The sequence below is a fragment of the Brevundimonas sp. SORGH_AS_0993 genome (assembly GCF_030818545.1).
GTDB lineage: Bacteria > Pseudomonadota > Alphaproteobacteria > Caulobacterales > Caulobacteraceae > Brevundimonas.
On record NZ_JAUTAH010000001.1, the window covers coordinates 1274430 to 1294430 of the forward strand.

The 20001-nt window shown below is 68.8% G+C and carries 16 protein-coding genes and 1 tRNA gene; 4 read left to right on the plus strand and 13 right to left on the minus strand.

Features of this window, described 5'->3' with window-relative positions; all coding sequences use genetic code 11:
* The first annotated feature begins 49 nt into the window (after positions 1 to 49).
* Positions 50 to 1129, plus strand: a complete 1080-nt coding sequence (locus QE389_RS06345) for a YeiH family protein (protein WP_307365530.1) — start codon at positions 50 to 52, stop codon at positions 1127 to 1129.
* Here QE389_RS06345 and QE389_RS06350 read toward each other — a convergent pair.
* On the minus strand, positions 1126 to 1854 hold the full coding sequence (locus QE389_RS06350) for a type 1 glutamine amidotransferase (RefSeq protein ID WP_307365532.1): 729 nt from the start codon (positions 1852 to 1854) through the stop codon (positions 1126 to 1128). The two genes, QE389_RS06345 and QE389_RS06350, sit on opposite strands and share 4 nt — an antisense overlap.
* Before the next feature lie 23 nt (positions 1855 to 1877).
* A complete protein-coding gene (rlmJ, locus tag QE389_RS06355) occupies positions 1878 to 2693 on the minus strand; it encodes a 23S rRNA (adenine(2030)-N(6))-methyltransferase RlmJ (RefSeq protein WP_307365534.1) in 816 nt (271 codons plus the stop codon).
* Between the two features lie 204 nt (positions 2694 to 2897).
* On the opposite strand from rlmJ, the gene QE389_RS06360 reads away from it, so the two are divergent.
* Complete coding sequence (locus tag QE389_RS06360) at positions 2898 to 3920, plus strand: DNA topoisomerase IB (RefSeq protein ID WP_307365536.1); 1023 nt, start codon at positions 2898 to 2900, stop codon at positions 3918 to 3920.
* 18 nt (positions 3921 to 3938) lie between these two features.
* Here the strand turns inward: QE389_RS06360 and tdh are convergent, their stop codons facing one another.
* The 9 genes from tdh to QE389_RS06405 all read right to left on the minus strand — a co-directional run bounded on the left by tdh (position 3939) and on the right by QE389_RS06405 (position 15469).
* Positions 3939 to 4979, minus strand: a complete 1041-nt coding sequence (tdh, locus tag QE389_RS06365; RefSeq protein ID WP_373458339.1) for an L-threonine 3-dehydrogenase — start codon at positions 4977 to 4979, stop codon at positions 3939 to 3941.
* Between the two features lie 158 nt (positions 4980 to 5137).
* A complete protein-coding gene (locus QE389_RS06370) occupies positions 5138 to 6328 on the minus strand; it encodes a glycine C-acetyltransferase (protein ID WP_307365540.1) in 1191 nt (396 codons plus the stop codon).
* Positions 6329 to 6370: 42 nt separating this feature from the next.
* Positions 6371 to 7270 carry a DUF4232 domain-containing protein gene (locus tag QE389_RS06375; protein ID WP_307365542.1) on the minus strand — a complete coding sequence of 300 codons (900 nt, stop codon included), beginning with the start codon at positions 7268 to 7270 and terminating at the stop codon, positions 6371 to 6373.
* Positions 7271 to 7331: 61 nt separating this feature from the next.
* The gene (mce, locus tag QE389_RS06380) at positions 7332 to 7754 is read right to left on the minus strand and encodes a methylmalonyl-CoA epimerase (protein ID WP_307365544.1); all 423 of its coding nucleotides are present in this window, start codon (positions 7752 to 7754) and stop codon (positions 7332 to 7334) included.
* The gene (scpA, locus tag QE389_RS06385) at positions 7751 to 9922 is read right to left on the minus strand and encodes a methylmalonyl-CoA mutase (RefSeq protein WP_307365546.1); all 2172 of its coding nucleotides are present in this window, start codon (positions 9920 to 9922) and stop codon (positions 7751 to 7753) included. The genes mce and scpA overlap by 4 nt, the downstream gene beginning before the upstream one ends.
* A complete protein-coding gene (locus QE389_RS06390; protein ID WP_307365548.1) occupies positions 9919 to 11298 on the minus strand; it encodes a methylmalonyl-CoA mutase family protein in 1380 nt (459 codons plus the stop codon). Before QE389_RS06390 ends, scpA begins: the two co-directional genes overlap by 4 nt.
* Positions 11299 to 13275, minus strand: coding sequence for an acetyl/propionyl/methylcrotonyl-CoA carboxylase subunit alpha (locus tag QE389_RS06395; RefSeq protein WP_307365550.1), 1977 nt, complete (start codon positions 13273 to 13275; stop codon positions 11299 to 11301). It lies immediately after the preceding gene.
* Between the two features lie 35 nt (positions 13276 to 13310).
* Positions 13311 to 13937, minus strand: coding sequence for a DUF429 domain-containing protein (locus QE389_RS06400; RefSeq protein ID WP_307365552.1), 627 nt, complete (start codon positions 13935 to 13937; stop codon positions 13311 to 13313).
* Positions 13934 to 15469 (minus strand): acyl-CoA carboxylase subunit beta, encoded by a 1536-nt coding sequence (locus tag QE389_RS06405; protein WP_307365554.1) that lies wholly within the window; start codon positions 15467 to 15469, stop codon positions 13934 to 13936. Before QE389_RS06405 ends, QE389_RS06400 begins: the two co-directional genes overlap by 4 nt.
* Before the next feature lie 131 nt (positions 15470 to 15600).
* On the opposite strand from QE389_RS06405, the gene QE389_RS06410 reads away from it, so the two are divergent.
* Both QE389_RS06410 and QE389_RS06415 read left to right on the plus strand, forming a co-directional pair.
* Positions 15601 to 17046, plus strand: coding sequence for a short-chain fatty acyl-CoA regulator family protein (locus QE389_RS06410; RefSeq protein ID WP_307365556.1), 1446 nt, complete (start codon positions 15601 to 15603; stop codon positions 17044 to 17046).
* A gap of 64 nt (positions 17047 to 17110) precedes the next feature.
* The gene (locus tag QE389_RS06415; RefSeq protein WP_307365558.1) at positions 17111 to 18157 is read left to right on the plus strand and encodes an oxidoreductase; all 1047 of its coding nucleotides are present in this window, start codon (positions 17111 to 17113) and stop codon (positions 18155 to 18157) included.
* A gap of 206 nt (positions 18158 to 18363) precedes the next feature.
* On the opposite strand, the gene QE389_RS06420 is transcribed toward QE389_RS06415, so the two are convergent.
* A tRNA-Leu gene (locus QE389_RS06420) sits at positions 18364 to 18450 on the minus strand.
* Positions 18451 to 18498: 48 nt separating this feature from the next.
* Positions 18499 to 19962, minus strand: coding sequence for a M20/M25/M40 family metallo-hydrolase (locus QE389_RS06425; RefSeq protein WP_307365560.1), 1464 nt, complete (start codon positions 19960 to 19962; stop codon positions 18499 to 18501).
* Positions 19963 to 20001: the final 39 nt, after the last annotated feature.

A 20001-nucleotide genomic window follows, 5' to 3' on the forward strand; every position in this document is an offset into this window, starting at 1 on the left:
ATAACTATGCGTTGGACCGATGTCGATGCGCGGCGCATCAGGCTGAAGGATGAAGCCTGCGGTCCTGCCCTCGCCCGTCGCCCTGCCGCCGATCGCGGCGCCGACGGCGTTCCTGCGCCGCGTCGGGCCCGGCGTCGGCCTGTCCGTTCTGGTCACGGCGGCGGCCATGGGCCTGGCGCGCATCGAGCATGGGTTGGCGGGCCACGCCTGGCTGGAGCCGCTGGTCCTGGCCATCCTGCTGGGGGCGGCGGTGCGGACGGCCTGGACGCCGGGCGCGCGCCTCAAGCCGGGAATCGACTTCAGCGCCAAGATGCTGCTGGAGGTGGCGGTTGTGCTGCTGGGCGCATCGGTCAGCGCGGCGACCCTGGCGGCCCTGGGCGTATCGTTTGTCTTCGCAATCCTGCTTCTGGTCGTGGTCGGAATCGTCGTCGGTTTCGGCGTCGGACGGCTGCTGGGTCTGAACCCGCGCATGGCGCTGCTGGTCGCCTGCGGCAACGCCATCTGCGGCAACTCGGCCATCGCCGCCGTGGCCCCTGTGATCCGGGCGGACGGGGAAGAGGTGGCCGCCTCCATCGCCTTCACCGCCGTTCTGGGGGTGATCGTGGTCCTGGCCCTGCCGCTGCTGGGCGGCCTGCTGCACATGGGCGCGGCGCAATACGGCGCCCTGGCGGGCCTAAGCGTCTATGCGGTGCCGCAGGTGCTGGCCGCCGCCGCCCCCTTCGGCCCCGCCGCCGTCCAGACGGGCACGGTGGTCAAGCTGGTGCGTGTGCTGATGCTGGGGCCGGTGATCCTGGTCCTGTCGCTGATCGGGGGACGCAAGGCGGACGCGGCGGTCGGGGACGAGGCGACCGCCAGGGGGCCGGGTCTGCATCGGCTGCTGCCCTGGTTCATCGTCGGCTTCCTGTTGATGATCGGCCTGCGCTCGATGGGCTTCATCCCCGAGGCGTGGCTGGCGCCGACGGCGACGACGTCGGGCCTTCTGACCGTGATCGCCATGGCGGGCCTGGGCCTTCAGACCGACATCCGGGCCGTGGCGCGCGCGGGCGGGCGGGTCGTGGGGGCGGCGATCCTGTCGCTGGGCGCCCTTCTGGCGCTGGCGCTGCTGCTGATCCGGCTGCTGGGGCTTTAGATGCCGCTGCCCTGGTCCTCGACCGGGGGCGGGGTCAGGAGCAGGAAGGCCCGGATCCAGGCGGTCAGGACGGCGCGGTCGTTAGGACGTTTCAGACTGTCGATCGCCTCGTCCGCCAGAGCCTCGGGGATGCGGTCGCGCCGGCCCTCGATCAGGGCGGCGGCGTAGTCGGGCTGAAACTCCGGATGGCACTGGAAGGAGACGGCGTCCTGCCCCCAGGCCAGGCCGGCGTAGGGGGTGAAGCCGCAGGAGGCGATGACCCGCGCGTCGGCAGAGACGGCGACCACCTGATCCTGATGCGAGACCGGGATGGCGAGGGTGCGGGCGCGGGGATGCATCCACGGCTCCTGCGTGCGCACGTCGTAGCGATGCAGACCAATCCCCCAGCCCTTGTTCGACTTTTCGACCGCGCCGCCGAAGGCGTGGGCCATCACCTGGTGGCCAAAGCAGATGCCGACCAGCCGCGTCCGGCCCCGCGCGGCCCGCAGCCAGTCCACCAGCGGCGCAATCCACGGCAGGTCGTCATAGACCCCCGCCGCAGAGCCGGTGACGATGGCCCCCTGAAACGCCGCCGGATCGTCCGGCAGATGCCCCGACTGCACGTCGAAGCGGATGGTGGGGACATTTTCGCCCAACAGGGCGCGGAACCGGGCGGGATAGTCGTCGAAACTGTCCTTCAGGGCCTCGGGCGGATGGCCGGTTTCCAGAATGGCGATGCGGGTCATGCCCTGCAGCCTAGAGCAGAGGCTCAGAAGGTCCAGACCTCAGCGCGGCCGCCGGCTTCGCCCAAGGCCCCCGCCACCCAGCCGCAGACCTCTTGCGCCGCCACCTCGGCGCCCGCCGGCGGATTGACGACGATTAGGGCGCAGCCGTTCATCTTCATCGGATTGGTCAGGGGACGCAGGCGCGCCTCGGCCACCAGAGTCGGACCGACCTGGCCCTGAAGCCGACGGATGAAGGCGTCGAAGGTCTCAAGGTCCTTCAGCGGCGTCCAGATGGCCACCGTGGCGGCGGGATCGCGGCGGACGACGGCGACCGCCGTCCGGGCCGAGCGGATGTAGTCGTCGGGCTTTTCGAACGGAGGGTCGATCAGGATCAGGGGCGCCTGGGCGCGGGCCGCCGCCGCGATCACGCCGTCATAGCCGTCGCCTTCCTGAGCCTGGGCGCCTGAACGCCCGGACAGGGCTTGCTCCAGCAAGGCCAGGACGGGCGGGTTCAGCTCGAACCCCAGATAGAGGCCGCCGGGCTTCAGGGCGTCGGCGATCAGCAGGGGCGAGCCGGGATAGTAGCGCGCGCCGCCGTCCGGATTGACCGCCGCGACCCGCGCCGCCAGGGCGTCCAGCAGGGGCGGCCGCCCCTGGGCGGTCATCAGGCGGGCGACCCCCGCCTCGGCCTCCCTGGACCGCGCGGCGTCGCCGGACAGGTCGTAGAGGCCGGCGCCCGCGTGGGTGTCCAGCACCGTCAGCGCCCCCCCGGCCTGACGCGCCTGGACCAGCCACAGGACCAGGGCGTGCTTGACCAGGTCGGCGAAGTTTCCGGCGTGAAAGCTGTGGCGATAGTTCATGCCGCCTCGTCCCCCGCCGGGCCGGCGGGGTCAAGCGGAACTGACGCGGCGCGCGCGGCGTTCGGCCCAAGCCCTTGTAAGGAAAGCGACGATGACCGCCACGACCGCCCTGACCGACGCCCCGCGCACCCCGCTCCAGGGCCTCGCCGTTCAGACGCGGCGCGAGCCGGACCTGCGGGAACGGCAGGGAAGGGCCGACGCCTGATGGCCGACGGGGCGCACGCCTTCGAGCCCGAGGTCGAGGTTCCGCAAGGTCTCACCTATTGCAGCGACGCCTTTCCGGGCCTGACGCGGCGCCGCGCAGGCAAGGGCTGGTCCTATCGGGACGTCCAGGGTCGGGCGATCAAGGACGCCAGGGTTCTGGACCGCATCCGCGCCCTGGCCATTCCGCCGGCCTGGACCGATGTGTGGATCTGCCCCAAGGCGAACGGCCATATCCAGGCCACGGGCCGGGACGCCAAGGGGCGGAAGCAGTACCGCTATCACAACGACTGGAGCAGCGCCCGGTCCGACAACAAGTTCGACCGCCTGCCCGCCTTTTCGCGCGCCCTGCCCCGGCTGCGGGCCAGGGTGGAGCATGACCTGGGCCTGCGCGGCGTCTGTCGTGACAAGGTGCTGGCGACCGCCGTGCGCCTTTTGGAAATCACCCTGATCCGAGTCGGCAATGCGGCCTACGCCAGACAGAACCGCAGCTATGGCCTGACCACCCTGCACAAGCGGCATCTGGACGTGGACGGCGCGGCCCTGACGTTCGAATTTCGCGGCAAGAGCGGCAAGGACCATGTGGTCAGCGTCAGGGACCGCCGACTGGCGAAGGTGGTGCGCGCCCTGGAGGGGCTGCCGGGCCAGCAACTGTTCAAATACCGCGCCGACGACGGGACCCTGTGCCCCGTCGATTCCGACGATGTGAACGCCTATATCCGCGAGGCGATGGGCGAACAGTTCTCGGCCAAGGACTTCCGCACCTGGGCCGGCACGGTGTCGGCGGCGCGGGCGCTGCGCGACATGGAGCCGCCGACCTCTCCCACCGACGCCAAGCGCAAGATCACCCTCTGCGTGAAGGCCGTGTCGGGCCTGCTGGGCAATACGCCGACCGTGTGCCGAACATCCTATGTCCACCCCAAGGTGTTGGCCCTGTTCGAGGCCGGGCGAATCGCCGAGTCCCTGCCCGGACCGGACGCCAAGGGGTTCGAGGCGGCCCTGATCAAACAGCTGCGCGCCGCCTGATCCGGGCCGGCACAGGTTTCAGGCGGCCTGATCCCAGTCCAGAACCACCTTGCCCGACCGGCCCGACTTCATCGCCTCGAACCCTTCGCGGTAGTCGGCGTAGCCTAGGCGGTGGGTGATCAGGGGGCTGAGGTCCAGACCGGCCTTCAACAGGCCCAGCATCTTGCGCCAGGTCGTGAACATCTCGCGCCCATAGACCCCCTTGATGGTCAGGGCCTTCAGGATGATGGCGCCCCAGTCGGTCTCCATCGGCTTGGCGGGAATGCCCAACAGGGCCATGCCGCCGCCCATGATCAGGGTGTCGACGCACTGTTTGAAGGCGATGGGCGAGCCCGACATTTCCAGCGCCACGTCGAAGCCGACCTTCAGGCCCAGCTCGTGCATGACGTCCTTCAGGTCTTCCTTTGTCGTGTTCACCGCGCGAATGCCGGGAGCGACTTTCTGCGCCAGGTCCAGCCGGAAGTCGTTGATGTCGGTCAGGACGACGGTGCGGGCGCCGGCGTGACGGGCGACGGCGGCGGCCATCATGCCGATGGGGCCGGCGCCCGTGACCAAAACGTCCTCGCCCAGCAGGTCGAACTGCTGGGCCGTGTGAACCGCATTGCCGAACGGATCGAGGATGGCCCCGATCTCATAGGGCACGTCGTCGGGCAGTTCGATCACATTGAAGGCGGGGGCCACGACATATTCGGCGAAGGCGCCCTGGCGGTTCACGCCGATGCCCATGGTCGCCGGGTCCAGGTGGAAATGACCGGCGCGGGCGGCCTCTGAGTTCAGGTCGATGACGTGACCTTCGGCCGAGACGCGCTGGCCCACCTTCAGGCGACGATCCACGTCCTGGCCGATGGCGACGATCTCGCCGGCGAATTCGTGGCCGGTGATCATGGGCGTCGGGACGTTCTTCCGGGACCACTCGTCCCAGTTCCAGATGTGGATGTCGGTGCCGCAGACGGCGGTGCGGTGCACCTTGATCAGCACATCCTCGGCTCCCGGCTGGGGGATCGGGGCGTCGATCAGTTCAAGACCTTCGACGGGGCCGGTCTTGGCCAGGGCTTTCATCGTATCGGCCATGATGGCGTCTCCTTAAAGACTTCAAGATCGTCATCCTCGGCCTTGTGCCGAGGATCCATACTCCCGGTTTTCGACGGTGCGCACCGTCTTCGCCGGAGTCCATTGATCCTGGGCGCAAGGCCGAGGATGACGGGCGAAATGGGGCGTCAGATGACGCCCAACTCCCGACCGGCCCGGGTGAAGGCCGCAACCGTCCGGTCGATCTGATCGAAGGTGTGGGCGGCCGACATCTGGGTGCGGATGCGGGCCTGGCCGCGCGGCACGACCGGGAAGGAGAAGCCGATCACATAGACGCCCAGCTCCAGCGCCCGCGCCGCGAAATCCTGCGCCAGCTTGGCGTCGCCCAGCATGACCGGAATGATCGGATGTTCGCCCTCAAGCAGGGTGAAACCCGCGTCCGCCATGGCGCCGCGATAGCGATGGGCGTTGGCGGAAAGCTGGGCGCGCAGACGATCGCCCTCCTCGCCTTGCGCGATGCGGATGGCTTCCAGCGACGAGCCGCAGACGGCCGGCGACAGGGCGTTGGAGAACAGATAGGGCCGCGCGCGCTGCTTCAGCAATTCGACCACCGGTTTCCTGGCGCAGATGAAGCCGCCCATGGCGCCGCCCAGGGCCTTGCCGAAGGTGCCGGTGACGAAGTCCACCTGAACCCCGTGATGGGCGAAGGAGCCCCGCCCCTGCGGACCCAGAAAGCCGGTGGCGTGGCAGTCGTCGACCATGATCAGGGCGTCGTACTTGTCGGCCAGCGCCCGGATATCCTTCAGCTTGGCGATATAGCCGTCCATCGAGAAGGCGCCGTCGGTGGCGATGACGATGTCGCGGGCGCCGGCGGCGCGGGCTTCCTTCAACCGGGCCTCAAGCTCGTCCATATCGGAGTTGGCGAAGCGATACCGCCTGGCCTTGCACAGGCGCACCCCGTCGATGATCGAGGCGTGGTTCAGGCTGTCGGAGACGATGGCGTCGTTCTCGCCGAACAGGGGCTCGAAAATCCCGCCGTTGGCGTCGAAGGCGGCGGCGAACAGGATGGCGTCCTCGAAGCCCAGATAGCCGGCGATGGCCGCCTCCAGCGCCTTGTGGATTTCCAGCGTGCCGCAGATGAAGCGGACCGAGGCCGTGCCGGCGCCCCACTTCGACTGCGCCGCCAGCCCCGCCTGGGTCACGCGATCGTCGCCGGCAAGGCCCAGATAGTTGTTGGCGCAGAAGTTCAGCACCTCGCGCCCGCCGACCTGGATCACCGGCCCCTGGCGCGAAGCAATGACCCGCTCGGGCTTGGTCAACCCTTGCGCGTCGATGTCGGACAGTTCGCCGGAAACACGGTCGTAGAAGCTTTGGGTCATGATGGCCGGCTTAGCCCATTTCCCGCATGATTCCATCCGGAATCAGGAGGTCGGCGGCACGGCTGACGCGCTGCGGATCGGGCTGACGCGAATCTTGCCGCCGCACGGCTGGGCCTCGAACGGCGCGCTGAGGGCCGCCGTGTCGCCGGGAACCGTGGCCTTCAGGGTGTGCGCCTGCGGACAGGCGGTCTGACCCATGGCCTCGTTCGGAATGACGTTCCAGGCGACTTCGAAGTAGGCCCTGGCCTGGGACGGCAGGGTGACGGGGCGCGGCGCCTCGCCCTGACGGAAATAGCTGCCGGGGCTCTGATCGACGCGGATCGAACCGATGGTGCGACCGCGCGCGTCGGCCAGGGCGACCATCGGATAGCCGTCCAGGCGGCAAGCCCCGCGGCCCTGGTTCTGCAGGCTGAAGTTCAGGACGCGGTTGCCGGCGCCCGCATCGCCCTCGCCCGGGGCCAGTTTCAACTGCGGCGCCAGGCAGGCTGGAATGTCGTCGGCGGCCGACGCGGGCGTCGGGGCGCCGCCCGGCGCAACGGGGGGCATGCCGACCGTGGCCAGAGGACGCACGCACTGCTCCACCACCGCCAGGGCCGTCGACTGGTCCGGCGACAGCAGGCTGAGCGTGCCGGTCTCCTGGGTTTCGGCGGCGCTGGTGGCCCATTCGACACCCTGGCCGACGTAGCGGGCGCCGCTGGCGGCCGGCGTGGCGCGCAGCACGAAGTCCTGGCCCTTGTAGGTCAGGCGGGCGGCGGTCTTGTCCGGATAGCGGGCCTGGATCAGTTGCCCGCTCTGACAGGCATAGACGACGGCGGCCACGTCGGCGGCGGTCGCCGCCGCGGGCGGAGCCGGCGCGGCGGCCGATTCGGGCGCGTTCTGCTGACAGGCGGCGGTCGCGCTCAGGGCGGCGATGGCGACGAAGGCGGTCAGGCGGCGGTGCATGATCTGGTCTCCCCTCCCCGCCGTAACGGCGAAGCTGGAAAAAGGCTCCCGCCGCCCTGTTTCAGTGACCTTCTTTCGGGCTTTCCATCAGTTCGATCAGGACCCCGCCCATGTCCTTGGGATGCAGGAAGACGACGGGCGTGCCGTGGGCGCCGATGCGGGGTTCGCCCGTGCCCAGGAGTGTGACGCCCTTGGCCCGCATCTCGACGACGGCGGCGTGCATGTCCGCCACCTCGAAACAGACGTGATGCTGGCCGCCCCTGGGGTTCTTGGCCAGAAAGCCGACGATGGGGCTGGTGTCGTCATAGGGTTCGATCAGCTCGATCTGGGCGGTCGGCGTATCGACGAAACAGACCTTCACCCCCTGGGCGGGCAGGTCGAACGGCTCGCCGATCTTCGTCGCGCCCAGCACGTCGCGGTACAGCCTGATCGAATCGGCGATGGAGGGCGTGGCGACGCCGACATGGTTCAAATCGCCGATCATACCGGGTCCTTTCGCGGCGCGGGCTGGGCGTAGCCCAGGCGCTGGTTCAGCTTCTCGATCAGATCGACCGCCGTGTCGGCGATGACCGAACCGGGCGGATAGACGGCCGCCGCCCCCATATCGAGCAGGGGCTGCACGTCCGACGGCGGAATGACGCCGCCGACCACGATCATGATGTCCTCGCGCCCCAGCCTGGCCAGTTCGGCCTTGAGTTCCGGCACCAGGGTCAGGTGGCCCGCCGCCAGGGACGACGCGCCGACCGCATGAACGTTCTTCTCCACCGCATCGCGCGCGGCCTCGGCCGGGGTCTGGAACAGGGCGCCGGCCGTGACGTCGAAGCCAAGATCGCCATAGCCGGTGGCGACGACCTTCTGGCCCCGGTCGTGGCCGTCCTGACCCAGTTTGGCGATCAGGATGCGCGGCGGGCCGCCGTCGTTCTCTACGAAGGCGGCGACCATTTCGCGGGCGCGGGCGACCTTGGGATCGTTCCCCGCCTCTTGTAAATAGACGCCCGAGACGGTCTGAACCTTGGCGACGTGACGTCCGAACGCCGCCTCCAGCGCGTCGGAAATCTCACCGACGGTGGCCTTGGCGCGGGCGGCGCGGACGGCCAGCTCCATCAGATTGGCCTTGCCCCAGGCGCCCTTGGTCAGTTCGGCCAGGGCGGCCTGCGTCGCGGCCTGGTCCCGCTCGGCCCGCAGGCGTCGCAGCTTCTCGATCTGGCGAGCGCGGACCTCGGCGTTGTCGACCTTCAGCATCGGAATGTCGTCGACCACAGGGTTCAGATATTTGTTCACCCCCACGACGGTCTGCTGGCCGGTGTCGATGCGGGCCTGGGTCCGCGCGGCCGATTCCTCGATCCGCAGCTTCGGGATGCCGGCCTCGATGGCCTTGGCCATGCCGCCCAGCCCCTCGACCTCCTCCATCAGGGCGCGGGCCTTGGTGGCCAACTCCTGGGTCAGACGTTCGACGTAGAAGCTGCCGCCCCAGGGGTCGATAACGCGGGTCAGGCCGGTCTCGGCCTGGGCCAGGATCTGGGTGTTGCGCGCGATCCGGGCCGAAAAGTCGGTCGGCAGGGCCAGGGCTTCGTCCAGGGCGTTGGTGTGCAGGCTCTGCGTCTGGCCGCCCGCCGCCGCCAGACATTCGACCAGGGTGCGGGGCACATTGTTGAACACGTCCTGAGCCGCCAGCGACCAGCCCGAGGTCTGGCAGTGGGTGCGCAGGGACAGGGACTTGGGATCGACGCCCCCTTCGCGCCGCACGGCCTCGGCCCACAGCAGGCGGCCGGCGCGCATCTTGGCCACCTCCATGAAGTAGTTCATGCCGATGGCCCAGAAGAAGCTGAGGCGCGGCGCGAAGCGGTCGATCGCCATGCCCGCCGCCTTGCCGGCCCTCAGGTATTCGATCCCGTCCGACAGGGTGTAGGCCAGTTCGATATCGGCCGAGGCCCCCGCCTCCTGCATATGATAGCCGGAGATGGAGATGGAGTTGAACCGGGGCGTCTCCTTCGCCGTCCATTCGAAGATGTCGGCGATGATCCGCATCGAGGGCGCCGGGGGGTAGATGTAGGTGTTGCGGACCATGAACTCCTTCAGAATGTCGTTCTGGATGGTCCCGGTCAGCTTATCGTGGGGGACGCCCTGCTCCTCGGCGGCGACGACATAGAGGGCCAAGATCGGCAGGACGGCGCCGTTCATGGTCATGGAGACCGACATCTGGTCCAGCGGAATGCCGTCGAACAGGGTCCGCATGTCCAGGATGGAGTCGATGGCGACGCCCGCCATGCCTACGTCGCCCTTCACCCGCGGGTGGTCCGAGTCGTAGCCCCGGTGGGTGGCCAGGTCGAAGGCGACCGACAGCCCCTTCTGACCCGCCGCCAGATTGCGGCGATAGAAGGCGTTGGACTCCTCGGCGGTGGAGAAGCCGGCGTACTGGCGGATGGTCCAGGGCGCGCCCGCATACATGGTCGGATAGGGGCCGCGCACGAAGGGGGCGAAGCCGGGCAGGCCGTGGATGAAGTCCAGCCCTTCCACTGCGTCCGGCCCATAGGCGGTCTGGACCGTCAGACCCTCGGGCGTGGTCCAGGGCGCGCGGTCGGGGCCCGCGCCTGTGGCGCCCAGGTCCAGGTCGATCTTGGAGAAGTCGGGGAAGGTCCCAAAGGCGCTCATTGGGCGGCCTCCTCGAAGGCGGCGGCGAAGCGGATGGGCGCCAGCGCCTCGAACGTCGCGTCGACGGCGGCCGCTGTGGGCGCGGGCGTTACGGGCGCGGGTCGGACCTGGGGATCGACGAATTGGGTCACGCCGACGATCTGGGCGGCGCCGTCCTTGAAAGCTTTTTCGGCCAGGGCGCGAGCGCGGGCGACGCGGGGTTGGATCACCTCGCCCTCCAGGCAGGCGACGACGCCGCCCTCGGCCTCATAGGCCTGGAACTCCGCCCAGGCGGCCTGGGCCAGTTCGCGGGTGCGGGCGTCCAGATACCAGGCGCCGCTGGCCGGATCGTCCACCCGGCCCAGGTTGGCTTCCTCCATCAGGATCAGTTGGGTGTTGCGGGCCTGACGCCGGGCGAAGGCGTCCGGCAGACCCGCCGCGCGGGTGAAGCCGTCCAGAACCACCACATCGGCCCCGCCCACGGCCCCGGCGAAACCCGCGGCGGTCAGGCGCAGCATATTGGGCCAGGGATCACGCGCCGACAGCATTCGCCGAGAGGAGCGCGCCTCAATCATCGCCGGCGTCTGGACACCGAAGGCTCTGGACACGCTGGCCCAGACCAGGCGCAGGGCGCGGATCTTGGCCAGGGAATCGAAATAGGCCTGGTCCACGACGACGCCCAGCGCCACGCCCTTCAGCGCCGCCGTGACCGACAGGCCCGCCGCCACGGCCGCCTTCACATAGGCCACCGCCGAGGAGGCGGCGAAGGCCAGTTCCTGAGCGATGGAGCCGCCCGCCTCATGCGTCACGCGGCCCGAGGCCATGAACAGGGTCGCCTCGGGATAGGTCGCGGCCTGGGCCGCCGCCGCCTGCGCCGTTTCGGCCATCACGGCCTCGAAGTCGCCGGGCGCGCCGCCCGCCTGGGCGTAGGCGGAAATGGGGTCCAGGTGGAAGGCCAGCTTGGCGCGGGGCGAACCCTTGGCGACGGCCGACAGGGCCTCGGCCGCCCTGGTCCCGTCGAAGCCGGCGTCCAGGGCGACGGGCGCCAACTCCAGCGCCACCCTATCCAGCACGCGCGCCAACCGTCCGGCGTCCGGCGCGACCGGCCCGGCGATCAGGACCGAGGCCGCGCCGTTCTCCAGATCGGTCAGGATGGCTTGGTTCAGAGCATCGGCGTCCTGCCCCTCGATCAGCGTCCGCACATCCCAGGCCCGGCCCTCCGCATCGGACGGCCGGGGCGCGAAGACGGGCGCGCCGCCGGTCGCCGCCCCATAGAGCGGTCGGGTCGCCAGTTGGTCGGCGTCCAGATGGACCAGGCTTTCCAGCGGTCGGTCCTTCAGCGCCTTGACGGCGGCCTCGCGCCACTCAAGCGGGGTCGGGACGGCGAAGTCGGTCATTCAGTCGAACTCCACCAGCACGTCGTCGGCGGCGACCGGATCGCCGGCCTTGGCCTTGACCGCCTTCACCCGGCCGTCGCGTTCGGCCTTGAGGATGTTCTGCATCTTCATGGCCTCGATGATGGCGACGGTCTCGCCGGACTTGACCTCCTGCCCCTCGGTCACGGGGATGTCCACGACCAGGCCCGGCATGGGCGACAGCACCAGTCTGGAGGTGTCGGCCGCCTGTTTCTCGGGCAGCAGGGCGTAGAGGTCGGCGACCTCGGGCCGCAGGACGCGCACCCGCGCGCGGGCCGCGCGGTGCCGGATGTCGAAGCCGTCCGCGACGCGCCGGACTTCCGCGGTGAAGGGTTCGTCGTCCAGCGCCGCCTTGAACAGCGAAAGGCCCGGCCGCCAGTCGATCTCGGACAGTGAGACGGCTTCCCCGTCGATGACGACGACCAGATCCTCGGCCTCGTCATAGCCGACCTCGACCGCATGGGCCGTCTTGTCGATCAGGACGGTCCATTCGGTGCGCTCGCTGGGGTCGCCGTCCTGTTCGGCCACGACCTCGTTCATCGCCACGGCGCAGGCGATCAGCAGCCGCCGCTGACGCTCCGTCGGCGCCAGACCGTGAAAGCCGTCCGGGAACTCGTCCTTGATATAGCTGGTCGACAGGTTCCCCGACTTGAACCGATCCTGATCCATCACCGCCGCCAGGAAGGGGACGTTGTGCCCAAGGCCAGACAGGTGGGTGTCCTCCAGCGCGCGGGCCATGCCCTCGACCGCCGCCTCGCGCGTTTCGCCCCAGGCGCACAGTTTGGCGATCATGGGGTCGTAGAACAGGCTGATCTCGTCGCCTTCGCGGACGCCGGAATCGTTGCGGACCACATAGCCGTCCTGCTCCCCCTCCTCGGGCTGCTCGTAGCGCACCAGCCGCCCGATCGAGGGCAGGAAGCCGCGATAGGGGTCTTCGGCGTAGATGCGGCTTTCGATGGCCCAGCCGTCGATCTTCAGGTCCTTCTGTTCGAAGGCCAGGGCCTCGCCCCAGGCCGAACGGATCATCTGTTCGACCAGATCGACCCCGGTGATCAGCTCCGTCACCGGATGCTCGACCTGAAGCCGGGTGTTCATCTCCAGGAAGTAGAAGCTCTTGTCCTGCCCCGCGACGAACTCGACCGTGCCGGCGCTGTCATAGTTGACGGCCTGGGCCAGGGCGACGGCCTGCGCCCCCATGGCGGCGCGTGTGGCCTCGTCCAGCAAGGGGCTCGGCGCCTCCTCGATGACCTTCTGGTTGCGGCGCTGGATCGAGCATTCGCGCTCGAACAGATGGACCACATGGCCGTGCTTGTCGCCCAGCACCTGGATCTCGATGTGGCGCGGATCGACGATGAACTTCTCCAGGAAGACCCGGTCGTCGCCAAAGGCGTTCAGCGCCTCGGCCTTCACCGCCGCGAACCCCTCGGCCATGTCGGCGTCCGAATGGGCCACGCGGATGCCCTTGCCGCCGCCGCCAGCCGAGGCCTTGATCATGATCGGATAGCCGATCTGATTGGCGATCCTGACCGCCTCCTCCGGCGTCTCGATCAGGCCCATATGGCCCGGCACGGTCGAGACGCCCGCCTCGGCCGCCAGCTTCTTGGAGCTGATCTTGTCGCCCATGGCCTCGATGGCCTCGGGATTCGGGCCGATGAAGGCGATCCCCTCGTCCCTCAGCCGCCGCGCGAACCCGGCGTTTTCCGACAGGAACCCAAAGCCCGGATGCACCGCCTGCGCCCCCGTCTGGCGCACCGCCTCGACGATCTTGTCGGCCAGCAGATACGACTGCGCCGCCGGCGCCGGCCCGATCAGCACCGCCTCGTCGGCCATCTCGACCGCCAGCGACCCGGCGTCCGCCTCGGAATAGACCTGCACCGTCTGGATGCCCATGCGGCGGCAGGTCTTGATGATCCGAACCGCGATCTCGCCCCGGTTGGCGATGAGGATTTTGGAGAACATGATCGTCCTTGCAGTCTTGGATTCGCCGAAAGATGCTATTCGGGCCAAAAATAATGCACGTTATCGACGAGTGAGACATTGGGCGACTTCTGCCCCTGCGCCGGGATTGTCGTAAGATCAAACTTCCACATGCCACGACATGCCCGATCCGCAGCCCATCCTGAAAGCAAGGCGTCGAACTCATGCTCATTCGCCGGGGATATTTGGGCCTCTAGTGCTTCGGTAAGCCACAGTATTGCGGCGTGCGATTTCGACACCTCGCGAGGATAGGCTTCTCCTTTAGCAACCTGCTCCCACAGCACCTTGGGGTGCGTCTCCGTCAGCAAAAGATCGGGCCACAAGGTGCGTAGCCGCACCGCTAGCGTGGCGCCTTGGACAGCCATCGACCCATAAAGTCCGTTGGAGCAAACAACACTGCTTCTGCGAGTTGGAAACCTCGCGCGAAGATACTGATCCGCTCCACGCCACCCCGATTTTGTGGTCTGCCAGAACAGGAGCGTGTCGATACCTGCTCCGTCAGGAACACGACCACTGAGCTCATGCACAACCCAGTCGATAGCCTCGTCAACAGAGCTGACGGTCGTGGACCACGACGCCTCATTGGTGACAATCGCACAGCCAAAGCCGTTCGCTCCACCGGGGTCAAAGCCGAGAGTAATCACAGCGGAATATTGTCGTGCTTCTTCCAGGGGTTCGCCTGGACCTTGTTCTTCAGCGTCCGCAGGGCCTTCACCAGCCGCCGCCGCGTGCCGTGGGGCATGATGACGTCGTCGATATAGCCCAGGCCCGCCGCCACGAACGGATTGGCGAACCTGTCCTTGTACTCGGCCTCGCGCGCGGCCAGGGCCGCCGGATCGCCGGCCTCCTTGCGGAAGATGATCTCGACCGCCCCCTTGGCGCCCATGACCGCGATCTCGGCGGTGGGCCAGGCGTAGTTGACGTCGCCGCGCAGGTGTTTGGAGCTCATCACGTCATAGGCGCCGCCATAGGCCTTGCGCGTGATCAGGGTCAGTTTCGGCACCGTCGCCTCGGCATAGGCGAACAGCAGCTTGGCCCCGTGTTTGATCAGGGCGCCGTATTCCTGCTTGGTGCCCGGCATGAAGCCCGGCACGTCCACCAGCGTCACCAGCGGAATGTCGAAGGCGTCGCAGAAGCGCACGAACCGCGCGGCTTTGCGGCTTGAATCGATGTCCAGCACGCCCGCCAGCACCTGGGGCTGGTTGGCGACGATCCCGACCGTCTGGCCGTCCAGCCGGCCGAAGCCGGTGATGATGTTCCTGGCGAAGTCGGCCCCGATCTCGAAGAAGTCGGCCTCGTCGACCACCTTCAGGATCAGCTCCTTCATGTCATAGGGCTGGTTCGGATTGGCCGGGATCAGGGTGTCCAGCGACGGCTCGTCCCGTTCCGGCTCGTCATAGCTCTCGCGCACCGGCGGCTTTTCGCGGTTCGACAGCGGCAGGAAGCCGATCAGGCGGCGGACCTCCGACAGGGCCTCCAGATCGTTCTCGAACGCGCCGTCCGCCACGCCCGACTTGCCGGCATGAACGCGGGCGCCGCCCAGGTCCTCGTGGCTGACCACCTCGTTGGTGACGGTCTTCACCACATCGGGGCCGGTGACGTACATGTAGGAGGTGTCCTTCACCATGAAGATGAAGTCGGTGATGGCGGGCGAATAGACGTCGCCGCCCGCGCAAGGGCCCATGATGACGCTGATCTGAGGGATGACGCCGCTGGCCAGGGTGTTCTGCAGGAAGATGTCGGCGTAACCCGCCAGGCTCTCGACCCCTTCCTGAATCCGCGCGCCCCCGGCGTCGAACAGGCCGATGATGGGCGCGCCCGTGGTCAGGGCCATCTTCTGCAGCTTGACGATCTTGGCCGCGTGGGCGCCCGAGAGGGAGCCGCCGAAGACGGTGAAGTCCTTGGAGAAGACATAGACCAGGCGGCCGTTGATCGTGCCGCGACCCGTCACCACGCCGTCGCCGGGGATGCGCTGGTCCTGCATGCCGAAGTCGTGGCTGCGGTGCTCGACGAACATATCGGTCTCCTCGAAGGAGCCCTCGTCCAGCAGCACGTCGATACGTTCGCGCGCCGTCAGCTTGCCCTTGGCGTGCTGGGCGGCGATACGCTTGTCGCCACCGCCCAGGCGCGCGGCGGCGCGACGACGCTCCAGTTCTTCAAGGATGGCTTGAGTCATGATGAGTTTGCGCCTCTTGTTCGTGGGGCAAGGCGTGGCGCCTTCATCGCAAATAGGCAAACGCAACTTTGCAAAAAGTGCGGAACTGCGGCGACTTGCAAAGGACCCCGCGATGATCTGCAAAGTTGCGAATGGCTGAGAAACTCTTTCTGGGCGCCAAGCTGCGAAAGCTGCGCGAGGCGCGCGGCTGGACGCTGGAGGCGTGCGCCGAGCGGCTGGGACTGTCGCCGTCCTATCTGTCGCAACTGGAGACGAACCAGCGGCCGGCGACGGCGCGGGTGCTGATCGCCCTGACCCGCGCCTTCCATGTGGACGCCAGCCTGTTCGACCTGGAGGGCGACGCCCGGCTGATCGCCGATCTGCGCGAGGCGACGACCGACATCGCCGGGCCGGTCAGCGGCGGGGCCGAACCGCCCAGCGCGGCCGAGCTGAAACAGGCGGTCGCCAACACCCCGCGCCTGGCCCGACAGTTCCTGGCCCTGCACCAGACCTTCCGTCGGCTGGACGAGCGGGTGAAGGCGCTGGACGACACGCTGGGCCGGGACGAACGCGGCGCGGCGGCGGCCCTGCTGCCCTATGAAGAGGTGCGCGACTTCTTCCACTACCGCGACAACTACATCGACGGACTGGACACGGCGGCCGAGGCCCTGGCCGAAACCCTGGCCCAGACCCTGCCGCCGGACGGCCAACTGGAGCGGCGGCTGGAGGCGGCCCTGGCCCAGGTCCACGGCGTGCGGGTGGTCAATGTGGCGGGCCAGGCGGCGCTGCGGCGCTACGATCCGACCAGCCGGGTCCTGTCGCTGGACGCCTGGCAGCCCGGCGCGACGCGGGCTTTCCAGATGGCGCACCAACTGGCCCTGCTGTCGTTCCGCGACGGGATCGAGGCCGAACTGGACCAAGCGGCCTTCCGCACCGAGGCGGCGCGCGCCGTGGCCCGCGTCGGCCTGGCCAACTATGCGGCGGGCGCGCTGCTGTTGCCCTATCGCGCCTTTCTGGAGGCGGCGCGGGCGGAGCGGCACGACATCGACCGCCTGCGAACCCGGTTCCAGGTCAGTTTCGAACAGGTCTGCCACCGGCTGTCGACGCTGCAACGGCCCGGCTGGCGCGGCGTGCCCTTCTACTTCGCCCGGGTGGACATGGCGGGAAACATCACCAAGCGGCACAGCGCCACACGGTTCCAGTTCGCCCGCTTCGGCGGCGCCTGTCCGCTGTGGAACGTCCACGAAGCCTTCGCCGCGCCGGACCGGATCGGGGTGCAGCTGGCCGAGATGCCGGACGGATCGCGCTACATCTCCATCGCCCGTTCGGTCTCCAAACCCAGCGGCTCCTACCTGGCCGAAGACCGGCGCTACGCCCTGTCCCTGGGCTGCGAGATCGAACACGCCGGATCGCTGGTCTATGCGGCCGGGCTGGACCTGAACGGGCCGGCGACGCGGATCGGCGTCAGCTGCCGGATCTGCGAGCGCACCGACTGCACCCAGCGCGCCTTCCCGCCGCTGGACCGGGCGCTGCACGTCTCGGAGAACGAGCGCGGCGTTGTGCCCTATCGGCTGGAGGGGCAGGAGCCGGATCGCTGACAAGAAGGGTTACGGGCGGTCATCCGGCCTCGACAAGGCGGCGTCGGGCCGGTTGAATCGGACCATGACCAGATCCTCCTCCTCCGCCCCGCTGGGCGTCGCCCTGATCGGCTATGGCTTGGCGGGCCAGACCTTTCACGCCCCCTTGATCGCCGCGACGCCCGGCCTGGCCCTGCGCGTCGTCGTGTCTTCCCGTCCCGAGGCGGTGCTGGCCGACCTGCCCCAGGTCGAGGTTCTTGCGGACCTGGACGCGGCCCTGGCGCGCGCCGACATCGACCTGATCGTCGTCGCCACGCCCGACGCCCTGCACGCCGAACAGTCGATCGCCGCCTTGAAGGCCTGCAAGTCGGTGGTGGTGGACAAGCCCTTCGCCGCCACGCTTGAACAGGCCGAGGCCGTCGCCGCCCTGGCCGCCCAGGCGCCCGGCGTATTCAGCGTGTTCCAGAATCGCCGATGGGACGCCGACTTCCTGACCCTGCGTCGCCTGATCGCCGACGGAGCCCTGGGCGAGATCGCGGTGTTCGAGAGCCATTTCGACCGTTTTCGCCCCGCCGTGACCGACCGCTGGAAGGACAGGCGCGACGGCGGGGTCTGGGCCGACCTGGGGCCGCATCTGATCGACCAGGCGGTCCAGCTGTTCGGGCCGCCGCTGGGCGTCTATGCCGACCTCCAGCCCCAGCGGAAAGACGCCACTACCATCGACTACGCCCACGTCCTGCTGCGTTACGACCGACTGCGGGTGATCCTGAACATGGGCCATCTGGCGGCCGACAGCGATCTGCGCTTCGCCGTCCACGGCACGGGCGGCAGCTTCCTCAAGCACGGCCTGGATCCGCAGGAGGCCCAGTCGAAAGCCGGCCTGCGTCCCGGCGACGCCGACTGGGGCGTTGATCCGTCGCCGGGCGCCCTGGTCCGCGTGGTCGAGGGCGAGACCCGGCGCACGACGGTCCCGCCCGAACGCGGCGACTATCCCGCCTTCTACGCCGGCCTGCGCGACGCCATGCGCGGCCAGGTCCCGCCGCCGGTCCCCGCCGACCAGGCCCTGAGCGTCATGCGGATTCTGGACGCGGGCCTGCGCAGCGCCGCCGAACGTCGGGAAATCGCGCTATAGCCCCCTACCGCGAGTGCATTCGACCGTCGCGCTATTCTCATGCAATCCTCTGATGTGACGGCTGAACGCCCTCACGGACGCCGAATTGCAGCCTGTCCCTCTCTCTGCCGACACGCGCGGACGAGAGGCTGCGCCGCGCCGACGAAATGGATAGGCGCGCCCCGAGATGCGGACGAACCGAGCGCGGATGCAGCCCGTGGCGAAGGTGGTGCGGGCAGCCGGGATCGAACCGGCAAGGGCTTGCGCCCGGCAGATTTTAAGTCTGCTGCGTCTACCAGTTTCGCCATGCCCGCGAACCGGCCCGGCTGTATAGCCAGAACCGATCCGAAGGGCCAAGCGGCTCAGTGGCCGGCGGAGGGCGTCGATCCGGCGGCGGGCCTCATGGCACGGAAATCGACGTCGGAATCGGCGATCAGCCAGACCAGTCCGGCCCAGGCCGCGACGTTCTGGTTCAGTTGGGCCGGGTCGATCTTGTCCAGGGTGTCGTTGGCCGTGTGGTGCAGGTCGAAATAGCGCGTCCCGTCCTGGGCCAGACCGAAGAAGGGCACGCCCAGCGGCCCCATCGGCCCAACATCGACGCCGCCCTCGGTCTCCACCTGCTGGGAGGCCAGGACGCCGATCGGATAGAGGACGCGGTTCGCGGCCTTCTGAAAGTCGGACCCTTGGGCGCCGGCCGGCAGCCGCAGGGCATAGACCCGGTCGGCGCCGAAATCGCTCTCGCCGGCGATGATGTGCTTGTCCAGAGCCGCCCCTTGCGCGCGGGCATAGACGCCGCCGCCGTCGCCCGTGCGGGACGTCGGCTGGGCCACTTCTTCGGAGCCGTAGAAGATGACCCGGATGGTGCGGGCCGGGCGACGGCTGCTGTCGGCGACAGCTTTGGCCGCCGCGACCGTGATGGCTCCGCCCGCCCCGTCGTCGATGGCGCCCGTGCCCAGGTCCCAACTGTCCATGTGCGAGCCCAGCACGACGATCTCGTCCGGGCGACTAGCGCCGGGCAGGTCGCCGATCACGTTCTGGCTATGGGTCTCGTAGGTCCGCGCGGTGGAGGTCAGGCGCAGCCGAACCGGCTGATCCATGGCGACCAGACGGCTGACCTGGTCGGCGTCGGGCGCGGCCAGGGCGAAGGCCGGGATAGTCGGCTTGCCATCGACATAACGGGTCGTGCCGGTGTGGGGCATCCGGTCCATGTCCGATCCGACCGAGCGCATGACGAAGGCCGCAGCCCCCTTGGCCGCCGCAACGCCCGGCCCGGCGCCGCGCACCCGCGTCTGGGGCCCATAGCCGGAGCCGTCCTGCATGGGCCGCATCTGACCCAGATCGACATAGACGATCTTGCCGCGCACGGCGGCCTCCGGCGCCGCCTGAAGGTCTTCGAGGGTGGTGAAGCGGACCACGTCCGCCTCCACCCCGCAGCGCGGCGTGGCGGGCGAATGCCCCAGGGCAGCCGCGACCAGGGCCTGCGGGTGTTCGCCGACGATGGCGGCCGAGCTTTCGCCCCTCTCCCAGCCGATCAGCGGGAATTCCTCGATGCGGACGTTCTGGAAGCCCTGGGCGCGCAGATAGTCGGCGGCCCAGGCGGCGGCCTGCCGCTCGGCCGGCGATCCGGCGGGGCGGGCGCCGAACCGGGTCGTCAGCTGGGTGACATAGTCCAGGGCGATATTGGAGCGCAGGGCCGCGTCGCGGATCTCGACGGCGCGCTGGATGGTGGCGGCGTCCTGCGCCTGGGCCACGGGTGCGGCGACGAGACCCAGCGCGAGGTTAAGCGTCAGGGTCAGGACGCTGGCGATCGACAGACGAAGGGACATGGACAGGCTCCGGAACAGGGAGCCGGACCCTGTTCCGAT